Origin of the sequence: Stenotrophomonas sp. SAM-B (genome assembly GCF_013387485.1) — a bacterium.
GTDB lineage: Bacteria > Pseudomonadota > Gammaproteobacteria > Xanthomonadales > Xanthomonadaceae > Stenotrophomonas > Stenotrophomonas maltophilia_AA.
The window spans coordinates 412543-428419 of sequence record NZ_JABBXB010000001.1 but is presented as its reverse complement, the minus strand read 5'-3'; the positions used below and the strand labels follow the sequence as shown (position 1 = coordinate 428419).

Genomic DNA, 15877 nt, shown 5'->3' with positions numbered 1-15877 from the left:
CCCCGCGTCAAGTCTGTTTCAACTTTGTTTCACAGCTATCTTGTTGTTTTCATTGATCATTGTCGCTTGGCTATTTTTTGACCAACCTGAGAAGAACGTCGGAAGTTCCTGACGCAGGGCGGTCACATACGCAATGGCACACAGACTTATCCACAGAAGATGTGGATAAGCCTGAATCTCCAATCAAGTCGGATATTTAGGTGGGATTTATGATTCGGCGCGCACCCCGCTGAGACGGTGAATGGGCGTGATCGGGTCCGCCGCCGCCCGCTACACTGACCCGATGACCTCCTCGTCTTCGACCCTGCGCGTCGCCCTCCCGGTGCCGCTGCCGCACTTGTTCGACTACGCCCCGCCGCCCGGCCCGGCCCCGGATCCGGCGATGACCGGGCAGCGGGTCCGGGTGCCGTTCGGCTCCCGGGAACTGGTCGGGGTCGTGGCAGGGATCGGCCAGGTGGAGGACCCGGGCAGCCTGCGCGCGGCGATCGAGTGGATCGACACTACCCCGCTGGTCACCGGCGAGCTGTGGCGCTCGCTGCAGTGGCTGGCGCGCTACACCCATGCCCCCTTGGGCGAAGTGATCAGCACCGCCCTGCCCGGCCCGCTGCGGCGCGGGGAGGCCGTGCCGGATACCCATCAGTGGGGCTGGCAGTTGACGGACGCTGGCCGCGACCCACAGCCCAGGCTGCGCAGCGGTACCCGCCCGCAGCGCCTGGCCGAATGCCTGGCCGAGGGCGTGGTGAACGAAGACCGGCTGGATACGTTGATGGACGACTGGCGCAGCGCTGCCCGGTCGCTCGCCAAGCGCGATCTCGTTGAACGGGTCGCACTGGCGCACGCGCCGGCCGTGGCATCGTCGGCCAGCGGCCCCGCCCCCAATGCCGAACAGGCCGACGCGATCGCCGCGATCACCGCCGCCGACGGTTTTGCCGCCTACCTGCTCGATGGCGTGACCGGCAGCGGCAAGACCGAGGTCTACCTGCAGGCCATCGTCGCCTGCCTGGCGCGGGGCAAGCAGGCGCTGGTGCTGGTGCCGGAGATCGGGCTGACCCCGCAGACGCTGTCGCGCTTCCGCAACCGCCTGGGCATTCCGGTGCATGTGCTGCACTCGGGCCTGAACGACAACGAGCGTGCCCGCGTCTGGGCGGCCGCCTCGCGGGGCGAAGCACAGGTCATCGTCGGCACGCGTTCGGCGGTGTTCACCCCGCTGCCGAATGCGGGCCTGATCGTGATCGACGAGGAGCACGACGGCAGCTACAAACAGCAGGACGGCATCCGCTACCACGCGCGTGATTTCGCGCTGGTACGCGCCAAGGCGCTGGACGTGGCGGTGGTGCTCGGCAGCGCCACGCCGTCACTGGAATCACTGCACAACGCGCAGGCCGGGCGGTACGCCCACCTGCGCCTGAAGCAGCGCGCGGGCGCCGCACGACCGCCGGTGGTCCGCGTGCTCGACGTGCGCAAACGGCCGCTGCGCGATGGGCTCTCGCCGGAAGTACTGGCCGGCATCACCCAGCACCTGCAGGCCGGGCACCAGGTGCTCGTCTTCAAGAACCGCCGCGGGTACGCCCCCGTGCTGCTCTGCCACGACTGCGGCTGGACCGCACCGTGCCAGCGCTGCGATGCGCCGATGACCGTGCACGCCGGCGGCCGCCGCCTGCAATGCCACCACTGTGGCGCACGCCAGTCCGCGCCGCTGGCGTGCCCCGACTGCGGCAGCCTCGCGCTGCAGCCGCAGGGCATCGGCACCGAGCGGCTGGAAGAACACCTGGTCGAGGCCTTCCCGGACTTCCCGGTAATCCGCATCGACCGGGGCACCACCGGCAAGCGCGATGCGCTGGAAACCCAGCTGGCCTCGCTCGGCGATCGCGCGGGCATCCTGGTCGGCACGCAGATCCTGGCCAAGGGCCACGACCTGCCGAAGCTGACCCTGGTGGTGGTGGTGGGGATCGATGAAGGCCTGTTCTCGGCCGACTTCCGCGCCAGCGAAAAACTCGCGCAGCAGCTGATCCAGGTCGCCGGCCGCGCCGGGCGCGCGGTCGATGCCGGTGAGGTCTGGCTGCAGACGCATCACCCCGGGCATCCCCTGCTGGAGACGCTGGTCAACGGCGGCTACCACGCCTTCGCCGAGGCCGAACTGCAACAGCGCGAAGCGGCCGGTTTCCCGCCGTTCGCGCACCTGGCGCTGCTGCGTGCCGAAGCGCAGCAGGTGGAGCATGCCAACGCGATGCTCAGTGCCGTGCGCGCGTTGATTCCCGACGATGCCGCCGTGGAACGCTATGGCCCGATGCCGGCACCGATGCCCCGCCGCGCCGGCTACCAGCGCACCCAGCTGCTGCTGTCCTCACCCGCCCGGCGTCCACTGCATGGCGTGCTGGATCAGGTGACGCCGCAGATTTCCGCGCTGCCCCAGGCACGCAAGGTGCGCTGGTCGCTGGATGTGGATCCGATGGATCTGTATTAGGCCGGCAACCCGATCAGGTCAACGCCGTCATGACCCCACGCTGGTACGCCGGCCGCTGCTTCAACCGCTCGTACCAGGCCGCCAGATGCGGCAGGTCCGGGCGCTGGATCGGCATCTCGAACCAGGCGTAGATGAAGGCGCCCAGCGGGATATCCCCCATCGCGAACTGCTCGCCGGACAGATACGGCTGCCGCGACAGCGCGTCATCGGCCATCGCCAGCAGCTCGCCGGAGCGCACCAGCGCCGCCGCGATACGGGCCTCGTCACGGTCGGCCGGGGCCGTCCGCAGCGTGCCCCAGAACAGATCGCGGAACACCCCGGCGAAGGTCGAGGTCGTCCAGTCCATCCACTTCTCCGACTGTGCGCGCGCCACCACGTCCTCCGGGTACAAGGTGCCCAGCGCGTAGCGCGCGGAGAGATAGCGCACGATCGTGTTGGATTCCCACAGCGGCAAGCCATGGTCCTCGATCACCGGCACCAGTCCGTTGGGATTCATCGCACGGTATTCCGGCGACTGCGTGCCACCGAATGCGCCGCCGACCTCGATCGACTCGTACGGCGCCCCGATCTCCTCGGCACACCACAGCACTTTGCGCACGTTGCTGGAATTGCGACGGCCCCAGATTTTCAGCATGGTCGGACTCTCGTATCGGGCGATGCGCGGCACCGGGGTCGCGCGGTGCCGCTACGATACGCCCAACCGCACGCCGTTACTTCGCCGTCTTCGCCGCACTCTTCTTGGGCAGCGCGGGCACATAGGTCGATTTGCCGTCCTTCTTCATCTCGAACAGGCCGGTCGCGGCCAGCAGATCACTGAGTTTTCCGTACCCGTAATTGCGCGAATCGAAGGAGGCCTGGTTGCCGATCTGGCTGCCGACCGGTCCCAGATGCGACCAGCCATCCTCGGCTTCGGCCGAGGTCACCGCGCGCCGCAGCATCTGCACCAGCCGGGTGTCGTTGCGCAGCTCCGGGCCGCTCTTGCGCGGGCGGGTTTCCTCGTTGTCCTGCTCCACCTCCTGATCGGCTGCATGCGGCTGACCCAGGGCCTCGATGTAGGTGAACTTCGAGCAGGCGTTGACGAACGGCTCCGGCGTTTTCTTCTCGCCGAAGCCATATACCTTGACCCCGTCGGTCAGCAGGCGCATCACCAGCGGGGTGAAATCCGCATCGCTGGAGACGATCGCGAAGCCGTCCAGATTGCGGGCGTACAGCATGTCCATCGCGTCGATCACCATCGCCATGTCCGAGGCGTTCTTGCCGCGGCTGTAGGCGAACTGCTGGATCGGGCGGATCGCGTATTCGTGCAGCACCGATTCCCACCCTTTCAGGCGCGGGCTCTTCCAGTTGCCGTAGGCGCGGCGGACATTGGCCACGCCGTAGCGGGCGACTTCGGCCAGCACCGCATCGATCTTGGATGAGGGCCCGTTGTCGGCATCGATCAGCAGGGCGATGCGCTTTTCCGGTTCGGACATCTCGGTCTCCAGCGGGGGATCGGATCGGCCATCGGGCAAGCGCGATGGCCCCTGAACCCAGTATCGGCCATCGACGTGAACATCGCGCTTCATGTGCGACCATGGGCCGCATCACGAGACGACCTGCGCCGCCCCCCTCCGGCGCCCGCCAAGGAGTGAAGCATGACCCGCGATCCCACGCCCCACCTGCTCATCATCGGTGGTGGTTTTGCCGGCCTCTGGGCCACCCGTGCCCTCGCCTCGGCGCACGTGCGCATCACCCTGGTGGACCGTCGCAACCACCATCTGTTCCAGCCCCTGCTTTACCAGGTGGCCACGGCGGGACTGTCGGCCCCGGATATCGCCGCGCCGCTGCGCCACATCCTCGGCGACCAGCGCAACGTTGAAGTGCGGCTGGGCGAAGTGACCGACATCGACAAGGCGGCGCGCACCGCGACCTTGGCCGATGGCACGCAGATCGCCTACGACACCCTGATGCTGTGCACCGGCGCCACCCACGCGTATTTCGGCCACGACGAATGGGCCGCCGATGCGCCGGGCCTGAAGACGCTGGACGATGCCATCGCCCTACGCCGCAAGCTGCTGCTCGCCTTCGAGCGCGCCGAGGCCGAACCCGATCCCGCGCGCAAGGCGGCGTGGCTCAGTTTCGCCGTGGTCGGCGGTGGCCCCACCGGCGTGGAACTGGCCGGTACCTTGGCCGAGATCGCACGGCACACGCTGCGCAATGAGTTCCGCCATATCGATCCCGCCTCGGCCAAGGTCCGCCTGGTCGAGGCCGGCCCGCGCGTGCTGTCGACGTTCCCCGAGGTGCTCTCGCTCAAGGCGCGCCGGCAGCTGGAGAAGCTGGGCGTGGAAGTGCTCACCGGCACCCCCGTCAGCGACATCAATGCCGAAGGCTTCCAGCTCGGCGACCGCTTCGTCGAGGCCCGTACCGTGGTCTGGGCCGCGGGTGTCGCCGCCTCACCGCTGGCGCGTACGCTGGACGTTCCGCTGGACCGCGCCGGCCGCGTGCCGGTGCAGCCCGATCTCACGCTGGACGGCCACCCGGAGATCTTCGTCGCCGGCGACCTCGCCGCACTGACCCAGGCCGATGGCAAGCCGGTACCCGGCGTCGCGCCGGCGGCCAAACAGATGGGCAAGCACGTGGCGACCACGATCCAGGCACGGCTGGCTGGCAAGCCTGCACCGGGCCCGTTCAAATACCAGGACTTCGGCAACCTGGCGACCATCGGCCGCATGGCCGCAATCGTCCACCTCGGACGCCTGCAGCTCTCCGGCGTGCTGGCCTGGTGGTTCTGGCTGGCCGCGCACGTGTTCTTCCTGATCGGCTTCCGCAACCGCGTCGTGGTGCTGTTGAACTGGGCGGTGGCGTACTGGAGCTACCAGCGCAGCGCGCGGATCATCTTCGGCGATGCACAGGATGATCGTCGGCCGAAACGGCCGCCGACGCCCTGATCGTCCGTGCCGCAACAGTGGCAGCCGGCCGTGCCTGGCTGCCATCGCTCACTTCGGCTTGCTGTACCACAGCGCGTTGACGATCACCCAGCGCTCGCCGAACCGCCCCATGTGGAAATAATCCACGAACCACGGGGTTTCCAGCCGCACCGAAGCGGCGTTGCCAACGACATCGAGCACCTTGCACTGCCGGTTCCACGCGGCCTTCGGCGTCTTCAGCGCGCCGGCCCTGGTCAACCCGACCAGTTCCTCTTTCGACATCCGGCGCAGGCCAAGCCGCTCGTCCGGCGTATCGCCCAGGATCGCGCGCTTGGCCAGGTCCGGGTGCAGCGAGCGCGCCACGCGCTCGGGATTTCCTTCCAGCTGCCCATCCACATAATCGAAACAGGTCGCTTCGATGGCGGCCACCGTGGCCGGATCAGGACCATGGACCGCCGGTGTGGCGGCCGTGGCAACCGCGAGCATCAGGGACAACGTCGACATCGATTCTCTCCGGCAGGCGGACCTTCGAATGGATCACGCAGCGTTGCGGTGGCTCACCCTTGGGACAGGCATCCCCAGCCGTCGACCTGGCCGCTGTAGGAGACCGCCTCGCTGGCCAGCAGACCTTCGAAGCCCGAGATGTTCTGGTGCGTCGGCAGCATCAGCGGATGCACCACCACCTGCCACGGGAACTCGTCGTTGCCCTCGTACGCGGCGAAGGACACCTTCTGGTCGTTCTTGAGCAGGTGCACGGCGAAGGCGATCGCCACGTCCTGGGTCGGGAAGATCAGCGCGAAATCCACCTCGCGCGGAATCGTCAGATCGTCGCCGTCCTGCAGCATGTTCCAGAGCACATCGCCATTCTCATCTTCCGGGTACAACGACAGATCGCGGGACATGGCACTCCAGGGCTTGGGCAAGCGGATCAACGAACGATGCTCGATGGTATGCCCCCAGCGGAGCCCCGAACAACCCGCGCGCGGAGCTACGTGGAATCAGGCAGCGCCAGCCATGCCAGCTTGCGCTCCCGCGGTTGCCGCTTGAGCTGCCACTCGGCCTTCGAGGCCGCTGCGCGGTCCGGGTAGGCACGCATCGCCAGCACCTTCACCGGCGGGTTGGCCCGCGTGTACTTCGCCCCTTTTCCGGCCAGATGGGCCTGGAAGCGCGCGTCCACGTCGTTGCTGATGCCGGCGTAATAGCTGCCGTTGCGACATTCAAGCAGGTACAGGTACCAGAGGGCGGGTTCAGCGGGCATACCGGGATTATCGCCCGGTGCAGGCCCGGCGGCTGCTAGAATCCGCCCCGGATGCAGGAGAGAGGCGCCGCGCTGGCGCCCGCCGAAGGCGCAGGCTCCCATAATCGCTCAGGCCGGTGGCTGCACAGCCACCAACCATGCATCCGACACGCCGATCTGGAGAGAGGTCTTCAATGACCCGCCGAAGGGGCACGTGGCCTTGGCCACCGAACTCTCAGGCAAAAGGACAGCGGGAGCGGCAACGGAATCCCACCCACGACAGTGCAGCAGCGCTGGCGTGACGCGTGCGCGTTTCCGTCCCCGCCTGCCGTGTCCCCGGAGCCACCCCCATGCTGCTCTCCCTGATCTACCTCATCGCCATCTCGGCCGAAGCCATGACCGGCGCCCTGTCGGCCGGCCGCCGCCGCATGGACCTGTTCGGCGTGGTCATCATCGCCTGCGTCACCGCGCTCGGTGGCGGCTCGCTGCGCGACATCGTGCTCGGCCATTACCCGCTGGGCTGGGTGAAACACCCGGAGTACCTGGGCTTCACCATCTGCGCGGCACTGATCGCCACCTGGGTCGCCCGCTGGATGCATCATTTCCGCCGGACCTTCCTGGTGCTCGATGGGCTGGGACTGATCGCCTTCACCCTGATCGGCTGCGCGGTCGCACGCGAGGGCGGGCACACCGTGCCGATCATCCTGATCGCCGGCATGCTCACCGGTGCGTTCGGCGGCGTGCTGCGCGATGTGCTGTGCAACGAGGTGCCGCTGATCTTCCAGAAAGAACTGTATGCGGTGATCACACTGCTCACCGGTGCGGCGTACCTGGCGCTGCTGGAACTCGGCGTGTCGCTCAACGCGGCGACGCTGTGGTGCCTGGGCGGCGGTTTCCTGTTCCGCCTGCTGGCGATCCACTTCAAATGGGAAATGCCGAAGTTCGTGTACCGCGACGAGGTGCATTGAACGGAACGTTCAATGCACCGGTAGCACCCGACCGTTGGTCGAGTGGCCTGACACACGTTCAATGCACCGGTAGCACCCGACCGTTGGTCGGGTGGCCTGACACACGTTCAATGCACCGGTAGCACCCGACCGTTGGTCGGGTGGCGGCATGTACCGACCAACGGTCGGTACCTACCGACGGCATGCATGCGCCTTCCCGTGACCACCTTGGTCGGATGACGCAATGCACCCACCCACCCGGGCCTGCCCCATGACCAAGGGCATGTGAGTGCAGGCTCCCACACGCGGTACCATGACGCCCCCGCCCCTCCCGGGTCGGTATCCAGCCACGCTGCGGCATTCGACCAGCGGCCCCGCCAGACAACCCCACTTCGCCCCGCCTGCCCACACGGGCCGGTAAACCATGGACGCGTTCGCCGTGTGGCGTACGCGCAGGATGCCCCATGTCTGCCCCGCTCCCCTCGCGTTCCCGTCGTCTGTTCAAACCGCTGTTGCTCGTGGCCGTACTGGCCGCTGCCGTGATCGCCTGGCGGGTGTTGTCGCCCGCGCCGACCGCCGAGGCCGCGCCTGCGAGCACCGCCACCCCGGTACGCGTGGCCACCGCAACGCAGCAAGATCTGGTGGTGCGCCTGAAGGCGCTCGGGACGGTGACGCCGCTGCATACGGTGGGCATCCGCAGCCGCGTGGATGGCGAGCTGCTGCGGCTGGCGTTCTCCGAGGGCCAGCACGTCAAGGCCGGCGAGCTGCTGGCCGAGATCGATCCGCGCCCGTTCCAGGTACAGCTGTCGCGTGCGCTGGGCACCCAGCAGCAGAACCTGGCCGAGCTCGACAATGCCGAGAGCCAGCTCAAGCGCTTCACGGAACTGCAGAGCAAGCACTTCGTCTCCGCGCAGGACCTGAGTGATCAGCAGAGCAAGGTGCGCCAGTTGCAGGGCCGTCGCCAGACCGACCAGGCGGCCGTGGATGAAGCGCGCCTGCAACTGCAGTACACCCGCATCACCGCGCCGGTGGCCGGGCGCATGGGCCTGCGCAACGTGGACGTCGGCAACCTGGTACGCAGTGGCGATACCGAACCGCTGGCCACCATCACCCAGACCATCCCGATCAGCGTGCTGTTCACCGTGCCCGAGCCGGACCTGCCGGCGGTGGTCGCCGCGGCACGCGCGAATCCGCAGCTGACCGTGGAAGCCTGGGACCGCGAAGAGCGCACCGCGCTCGGCGACGGCGTGCTCTCCAGCCTGGACAACCGCATCGACACCGCCACCGGCACGCTGAAGCTGCGCGCGCAGTTCGCCAATGCCGATGAGTCGCTGTTCCCCAACCAGTTCGTCAACGTGCGCCTGCAGGTCAGCAGCAGCGATGCGGTGGTCATTCCGAACGCGGCCGTGCAGTTCGGCAGCAAGGGCAGCTACGTCTACGTGATCGCCGCCGATGCCACCTCGCACCTGCGCAACGTCGTGCTCGGCCCGGCCGATGGCGAGCGTGTCTCGGTGCGCGAAGGACTCAAAGCCGGCGAGCGTGTGGTGGTGGAAGGCATCGACGGCCTGCGCGACGGCGCCAAGGTCGAGGTGGTGGAGCAGGACCCGCCGCGGACCGGCGCATGAACCTCTCGCGCCCCTTCATCGAGCGCCCGGTCGCGACCACGCTGCTGATGGTGGCGCTGCTGCTGTCCGGCGTGATGGCCTACCGCCTGCTGCCGGTCGCGGCGCTGCCGCAGGTCGATTACCCGATCATCCAGATCACCACGCTGTATCCCGGCGCCAGCCCGGAGGTCACCACCAGCGCGGTCACTGCGCCGCTGGAACGCCAGCTCGGGCAGATTCCCGGCCTGAAACAGATGTCCTCGACCAGCTCCGGCGGGGCGTCGGTGATTACCCTGCAGTTCTCGCTGGAGGTCGCGCTCGGCGTGGCCGAACAGGAAGTGCAGGCCGCGATCAACGCCGCCGACAGCTTCCTGCCTGACGATCTGCCAGTGCCACCGGTGTATCGCAAGGTCAATCCCGCCGACACCCCGATCCTGACCCTGGCGGTGACCTCGCAGGGGCTCTCGCTGCCGCAGGTGCACGATCTGGTCGATACGCGCATGGCGCAGCGCCTCTCGCAGCTGCCCGGCGTCGGCCTGGTCAGCCTGGCCGGCGGTCAGCGTCCGGCGGTCCGCATCCAGGTCAATCCGTCCGCGCTGGCCGCCAACGGCCTGAGCATGGCCAGCATCCGCACCGCGATCGGCACGGCCAACGTCAACATGCCCAAGGGCAGCTTCGACGGTCCGACCCGCGCGATCATGCTCGATGCCAACGACCAGATGCGCTCGGTGGGCGAGTACCGTGCCCTGATCCTGGCCTGGAAGGACGGCGCACCGCTGCGCCTGGGCGACGTCGCCACCATCGAGGACGGCGCCGAGAACCGCCAGCTGGCCGCGTGGTCGGGCACCACCCCGGCCGTGCTGATCAACATCCAGCGCCAGCCCGGCGCGAACGTGATCGCCGTGGTCGACCAGGTGCGTGCGCTGCTGCCGCAGCTGCAGGCCTCGCTGCCGGCCGGTGTGGATGTGGCCATCCTCAGCGATCGCACCGAATCGATCCGCGCCTCGATCCGCGGCGTGCAGCACGAGCTGCTGATCGCGATCGCACTGGTGGTGATGGTCACCTTCGTGTTCCTGCGCAACATCCCGGCCACGATCATTCCCAGCATCGCGGTACCGCTGTCGCTGGTCGGCACGTTCGGGGTGATGCTGCTGGCCGGCTTCTCGCTCAACAACCTCACCCTGATGGCGCTGACCATCGCCACCGGTTTCGTGGTGGACGATGCGATCGTGATGCTGGAGAACATCGCCCGCCACCTGGAGCGCGGTGCCACGCCGATGCAGGCGGCACTCAAGGGCGCCAGGCAGATCGGCTTCACCCTGATCTCGCTGACCCTGTCGCTGATCGCGGTGTTGATCCCGCTGCTGTTCATGGCCGACGTGGTCGGCAAGCTGTTCCATGAGTTCGCGATCACCTTGGCGGTGGCGATCGGCATCTCGTTGCTGGTCTCGCTGACGCTGACGCCGATGATGTGCGCGCGCCTGCTCAAGGCCGGGCATGCCACCCGTCGCGATGCCGACGGGCACGAATCTGCGCAGCAGGGCGATCCCTTCGACCGCGTCGTGGCGGTCTACGACCGCCAGCTGCACTGGGTGCTGCAGCGCCAGCCGCTGATGCTGGCCGCGACCGTGGCCACGCTGGTGTTGACGGCGCTGTTGTACATGTGGGTGCCCAAGGGCTTCTTCCCGGTGCAGGATGCCGGGCTGATCCAGGGCATCAGCGAGGCACCGCAGTCGATCTCCTTCCAGGCGATGTCGCAGCGCCAGCAGGCACTGTCGGCGGCGTTGCTGGACGACGAGGACGTGGCCAGCCTGTCCTCGTTCATCGGCGTGGATGGCAACAACGCCACGCTCAACAGCGGGCGCCTGCTGATCGAATTGAAACCGCACGCGCAGCGCGACGCCGATGCGCGGGCGATCATCGCGCGGCTGCAGCAGCGCGTGGCACGCGTGCCGGGCATCAAGCTCTACCTGCAGCCGGTACAGGAGCTGGGCATCGAGGACCGGATCAGCCGGACGCAGTATCAGTTCACCCTGACCAGCCCGGACATCGCGCAGCTGGAAACCTGGACACCGCGCCTGCTCGCCCACCTCAAGAAGGCACCGGCGCTGGCCGACGTCGCCAGTGATCTGCAGAACCAGGGTCTGCAGGCGCACGTGGTGATCGACCGCGTGGCTGCCGCGCGCCTGGGGATCAGCGTGGAGACCATCGCCGACGCACTGTACGACGCGTTCGGGCAGCGCCAGATCTCGACCATCTTCACCCAGGCCAACCAGTACCGCGTCGTGCTGGAAGCGCGCCCGGACGTGGCCTTCGGCCCGGATGCGATCGCCCGCCTGCATGTCACCGGGCCGGACGGACGGCAGGTGCCGCTGGGCGGCATCGCGCGGATCGAGCAGCGCCCCGCGCAGCTGCTGATCAATCACGTCGGCCAGTTCCCGGCGGTGACGTTCTCGTTCAATCTCGCCCAGGAGGCGTCGCTGGGCGAAGCGGTGGAGGCGATCGAGGGCGCACGCGCGGCGATCGGACTGCCGACCAGCGTGGAGCTGCGCCTGCAGGGTGCTGCCGATGCGTTCCGCGCGTCGCTGTCGAGCACCTTGTGGCTGGTGCTGGCGGCGGTGGTGGTGATGTACCTGGTGCTGGGCGTGCTCTACGAGAGCTTCATCCACCCGATCACCATCCTCTCCACCCTGCCCTCGGCCACGGTGGGGGCGTTGCTTGCCCTGCTGGTCAGCGGGCGCAGCCTGGACCTGATCGCGGTGATCGGCATCGTGCTGCTGATCGGGCTGGTCAAGAAGAACGCGATCATGATGATCGACTTCGCGCTGGAGGCCGAGCGGGAGCACGGCATGGCGCCGCGTCAGGCCATCCATCAGGCCGCGTTGCTGCGCTTCCGCCCGATCCTGATGACCACGCTGGCCGCGTTGTTCGGCGCGATTCCGCTGATGTTCGCCAGCGGCTCGGGCGCGGAGCTGCGCCAGCCGCTGGGCCTGGTGATGGTCGGCGGGCTGATCGTCAGCCAGGTGTTGACCCTGTTCACCACGCCGGTGATCTATCTGTTCTTCGACCGCTTCCGCCAGCGCCCCTCGCCGGTGACCGACGAGGCTGACGAGGCGCTGGCGTGAGTCCGCTGTCGCGGGCGATCGGCTGGTTCGTCCAGCATCCGGTGGCCACCGTGCTGCTGGCGGTGGCGGTGGTGCTGGCCGGCCTGCTCGGCCTGCGCCTGCTGCCGGTCGCGCCGCTGCCGCAGGTCGACTACCCGGCGATCAACGTCAGTGCCAGCCTGCCCGGCGCGAGCCCCGAATCGATGGCGGCCAACGTCGCCACGCCGCTGGAACGTGCCCTGGGCACCATCCCGGGGCTGACCGGGATCGACTCCGCCAGCACCCAAGGCTCGACCCAGGTCGAGTTGAAGTTCGCGCTCGGCCGCAACGTGGACGATGCCGCACGCGACGTGCAGGCGGCGATCAACGCGGCGCGCGCGCAGCTGCCCAGTGGCATGCCGGGGATGCCGCAGTACCGCAAGGTGAATCCCTCGCAGGCGCCGATCATGGCGCTGGCGTTGAGCTCGGACAGCCTCGCGCCGGGGCAGATCTACGACGTGGCCTCCACCGTGATCGCGCAGAAACTGGCGCAGATTCCCGGCGTCGGCGAGGTGCAGGTGGGCGGCAGTTCGCTGCCGGCCGTGCGCGTGTCGCTGGATCCCAATGCACTGAACCACCACCGCATCGCGCTGGACGACATCGCCGCGGCGATCCGCACTGCCAACGCGCTCAAGCCGCTGGGGACGGTGGCCAGCCAGGCCCGGCAGTGGCAGCTGGAAGCCACGCTGCAACTGCGCACCGCCGCCGAGTACCGCCGCCTGATCGTGGCGATGCGCGATGGCCGCCCGGTCTACCTGGAGGACGTGGCCGGGATCAGCGAAGGCGTCGAGGACCGCTACGCCAGCGGCTTCCACAACGAGCGCCCGGCGGTGCTGCTGATCGTCAGCCGCCAGCCGGACGCCAACATCATCGAGACCGTCGACGCCATCCAGGCGCAGATGGACACGCTGCAGGCACTGCTGCCGGCCAACATCGACATGCAGGTGGTGATGGACCGCTCGCCGGTGATCCGCGCCACCCTGCGCGAGGCCGAACTGACCCTGCTGCTGGCGATCGCCCTGGTGGTGCTGGTGGTGCTGGCCTTCCTCGGCCACTGGCGCGCGGCGCTGGTGCCGACCGTGGCGATCCCGGTCTCGCTGCTGGGCGCGCTGGCGATCATCGCCCTGCTCGGGTTCTCGCTCAACACGCTCTCGCTGATGGCCCTGATCGTGGCGGCGGTGCTGGTGGTCGACGATGCGATCGTGGTCCTGGAGAACATTGCCCGCCATCGCGAGGAAGGCGCCTCGCCGATGACCGCCGCGCTGCGCGGCGCGGGTGAAGTGGGTGCCACGCTGCTGTCGATGAACATCGCGCTGGCCGTGGTGTTCATCTCGATCCTGTTCCTGGATGACTTCGTCGAGAAGCTGTTCCGCGAGTTCTCGCTGACCCTGGTGGCAGCGATGGGCGTCTCGCTGCTGGTCTCGCTCAGCCTGACCCCGATGCTGTGCGCGCGCCTGCTCGGTCAGGCGCGACCCGGCCCCGGCAATGGACTGCAGCGCGCCGGCACCGCGCTGTTCGAGCGCCTGCGCGGCGCCTACGTGGGCAGCCTGCAGACGATGCTGCGCTGGCTCGCGCTGCCGCTGCTGCTGTTCGCCGGCGTGATCGCGTTGAACGTGTGGCTGTTCCAGCAGGTGCCCAAGGGCATCGTGCCCAAGCAGGACACTGCCCAGCTGCGTGGCTTCGCGCGCGGCGACGACGGCCTCTCGTTCCAGGTCATGCAGCCCAAGATCGAGGCCTACCGCAAACTGCTGCTGGCGGACCCGGCGATCAGCGACATCATCGGGTACATCGGTGGCCGCAGCGGGGTCAACAACGCCTTCATCATGATCAAGATGAAGCCGCTGGCCGAGCGCAAGGTCTCCAGCCAGCAGGTGATCGACCGCCTGCGCGCCAACATGCCGAAGATTCCCGGCGGCGGCATGTTCCTGTGGGTGGACCAGGACATCAAGCTGGAAGGCAGCGGCGACAGCGGCCAGTACGAATTCCAGCTGCTCTCCGGCGAGCTGGAGCCGCTCCGGCAATGGACGCCCAGGGTGGCCGATGCACTGCGCGCCCTGCCCGAGCTGGTCGATGTGGAATCCAAGGGCGATGAAGGCATGCGCCAGGTGGTGCTCGACATCGACCGCGATGCCGCGGCACGCCTGGGCGTGGACATGCGCATGATCGCCTCGGTGCTCAACAACGCCTTCAGCCAGCGCCAGGTCGCCACGCTGTACGACACCCTCAACCAGTACCGCGTGGTGATGGAGCTGGACCCGCGCTACACCCAGGATCCCTCCACGCTGGAGCAGATCCATGTGATCGGCAAGGACGGCCAGCGCCTGCCGCTGTCGTCCATCGCGCGGTGGGCGTACGGCATGGCACCGGACCGGATTTATCACAGCCAGCAGTTCGCCTCGGTCTGGATCGAGTTCGCGCTGGCGCCTGGCGTCACCCTCGACCAGGCGGTGAAAGCGGTGGAACAGGCCATGGCCAGGATCATGCTGCCCACCCATGTGCAGGCGCGGCTCAGTGGCGAGGCCGGTGGCTTCAAGAAGCTGCGCGAGCGCCAGCTGTGGCTGATCCTCGGCGCGATGCTGGCGGTGTATCTGGTGCTGGGCGTGCTGTACGAGAGCTTCGTACAGCCACTCGCGATCCTCTCCACCCTGCCCTCGGCGGGCGTAGGCGCATTGCTGGCGCTGATGGCTTTCGGCAACGAGTTGAACCTGATCTCGCTGCTCGGCCTGTTCCTGCTGGTGGGCGTGGTGATGAAGAACACCATCCTGATCATCGACTTCGCACTGTCGGCCGAACGCGAGCGCGGCCTGTCGTCATACGACGCGATCTGCGAGGCGGCACGACTGCGGTTCCGACCGATCCTGATGACCAGCGTGGCGGCCCTGCTGGGCACGTTGCCGCTGATGCTGGCGACCGGTGAGGGCTGGGAGATGCGTCAGCCGTTGGGCATTGCGATTGTCGGCGGCCTGCTGGTCAGCCAGTGGCTGACCCTGTACACCACGCCGGCGATCTATCTGGCGTTGGCGAAGCTGAGGCGGGTGGGCTGAACGATGGGTAGCAGCATCCGTACCCGACACTGGGGTCAGGGGTCGCGTTTCAGCCGAACCAGCAGTGGTGTCCCGTACCCCTGCTGGAATGAGTTACGGTCGACGCGGTAGATCCATTCATCCCAGTCCCCGAAGAGCCGGAGATAGCCTTCCAGATCCGCGACGCTACCGCTCCCGTATCGGATCTGTTCGTCTTCAGGCCAGTCGCGGATGAAGAACACGAATACCTCGTGGCCGACCGCCTCTCCCACGTCCAACAGCGCCTTCAGTGTTTCAACCACGTGCCTGCCAACGCGCGCGAAGTCGGTCGCACCGCCCTCCACGTCCACTGGGAGCCGGCCTACCCAGCCCCAGTTGAAGCGAGCGGCAAGGCGCTGCAGACCCGGCCGTAGCTCCACCCAGAATCGATCCACGCCGTGTTCGATGGATGGCGCACTGGTTTCGATGAGCCCGGTCAGCCCAGAGGTCTGATGCGAGGGATGCGCAAAAGCGATGCCGATTTGATACATGCCTGCCGTCCTCGTTTGGCGTT

At 67.8% G+C, this 15877-nt stretch carries 12 protein-coding genes and 2 riboswitches; of the genes, 6 read left to right on the top strand and 6 right to left on the bottom strand.

The window, feature by feature from the left end; translation table 11 throughout:
* Positions 1–283 precede the first annotated feature (283 nt).
* Entirely contained in the window at positions 284–2464 is a 2181-nt protein-coding gene (locus HH110_RS01805) for a primosomal protein N' (RefSeq protein ID WP_176988470.1), read from the top strand.
* A 13-nt stretch (positions 2465–2477) separates the two neighbouring features.
* On the opposite strand, the gene HH110_RS01800 is transcribed toward HH110_RS01805, so the two are convergent.
* Together HH110_RS01800 and HH110_RS01795 are read right to left on the bottom strand one after the other, a co-directional pair.
* Positions 2478–3098 (bottom strand): glutathione S-transferase family protein, encoded by a 621-nt coding sequence (locus HH110_RS01800; protein WP_176988056.1) that lies wholly within the window; start codon positions 3096–3098, stop codon positions 2478–2480.
* Between the two features lie 76 nt (positions 3099–3174).
* Positions 3175–3936, bottom strand: a complete 762-nt coding sequence (locus HH110_RS01795) for an NYN domain-containing protein (protein ID WP_176988055.1) — start codon at positions 3934–3936, stop codon at positions 3175–3177.
* 162 nt (positions 3937–4098) lie between these two features.
* On the opposite strand from HH110_RS01795, the gene HH110_RS01790 reads away from it, so the two are divergent.
* A complete protein-coding gene (locus HH110_RS01790; protein WP_176988054.1) occupies positions 4099–5391 on the top strand; it encodes an NAD(P)/FAD-dependent oxidoreductase in 1293 nt (430 codons plus the stop codon).
* 48 nt (positions 5392–5439) lie between these two features.
* On the opposite strand, the gene HH110_RS01785 is transcribed toward HH110_RS01790, so the two are convergent.
* The 3 genes from HH110_RS01785 to HH110_RS01775 all read right to left on the bottom strand — a co-directional run bounded on the left by HH110_RS01785 (position 5440) and on the right by HH110_RS01775 (position 6628).
* Positions 5440–5874 carry a nuclear transport factor 2 family protein gene (locus HH110_RS01785; RefSeq protein WP_176988053.1) on the bottom strand — a complete coding sequence of 145 codons (435 nt, stop codon included), beginning with the start codon at positions 5872–5874 and terminating at the stop codon, positions 5440–5442.
* A 53-nt stretch (positions 5875–5927) separates the two neighbouring features.
* On the bottom strand, positions 5928–6272 hold the full coding sequence (locus HH110_RS01780; RefSeq protein ID WP_176988052.1) for a ribonuclease E inhibitor RraB: 345 nt from the start codon (positions 6270–6272) through the stop codon (positions 5928–5930).
* A gap of 86 nt (positions 6273–6358) precedes the next feature.
* Positions 6359–6628 carry a GIY-YIG nuclease family protein gene (locus tag HH110_RS01775; protein WP_176988051.1) on the bottom strand — a complete coding sequence of 90 codons (270 nt, stop codon included), beginning with the start codon at positions 6626–6628 and terminating at the stop codon, positions 6359–6361.
* Between the two features lie 44 nt (positions 6629–6672).
* Positions 6673–6766, top strand: a riboswitch (glycine riboswitch).
* Between the two features lie 8 nt (positions 6767–6774).
* Positions 6775–6866, top strand: a riboswitch (glycine riboswitch).
* Positions 6867–6957: 91 nt separating this feature from the next.
* Here HH110_RS01775 and HH110_RS01770 point away from each other — a divergent pair.
* The 4 genes from HH110_RS01770 (at position 6958) to HH110_RS01755 (ending at position 15345) form a co-directional block, all read left to right on the top strand.
* The gene (locus HH110_RS01770) at positions 6958–7575 is read left to right on the top strand and encodes a trimeric intracellular cation channel family protein (protein ID WP_121040317.1); all 618 of its coding nucleotides are present in this window, start codon (positions 6958–6960) and stop codon (positions 7573–7575) included.
* Positions 7576–8018: 443 nt separating this feature from the next.
* Entirely contained in the window at positions 8019–9179 is a 1161-nt protein-coding gene (locus HH110_RS01765; RefSeq protein ID WP_176988050.1) for an MdtA/MuxA family multidrug efflux RND transporter periplasmic adaptor subunit, read from the top strand.
* Positions 9176–12283: an MdtB/MuxB family multidrug efflux RND transporter permease subunit gene (locus HH110_RS01760; RefSeq protein ID WP_176988049.1), complete on the top strand. Its 3108-nt coding sequence runs from the start codon at positions 9176–9178 to the stop codon at positions 12281–12283. The genes HH110_RS01765 and HH110_RS01760 overlap by 4 nt, the downstream gene beginning before the upstream one ends.
* Positions 12280–15345 carry an efflux RND transporter permease subunit gene (locus HH110_RS01755; RefSeq protein WP_176988048.1) on the top strand — a complete coding sequence of 1022 codons (3066 nt, stop codon included), beginning with the start codon at positions 12280–12282 and terminating at the stop codon, positions 15343–15345. The genes HH110_RS01760 and HH110_RS01755 overlap by 4 nt, the downstream gene beginning before the upstream one ends.
* 35 nt (positions 15346–15380) lie before the next feature.
* On the opposite strand, the gene HH110_RS01750 is transcribed toward HH110_RS01755, so the two are convergent.
* The gene (locus HH110_RS01750; protein WP_176988047.1) at positions 15381–15854 is read right to left on the bottom strand and encodes a hypothetical protein; all 474 of its coding nucleotides are present in this window, start codon (positions 15852–15854) and stop codon (positions 15381–15383) included.
* Positions 15855–15877 lie beyond the last annotated feature (23 nt).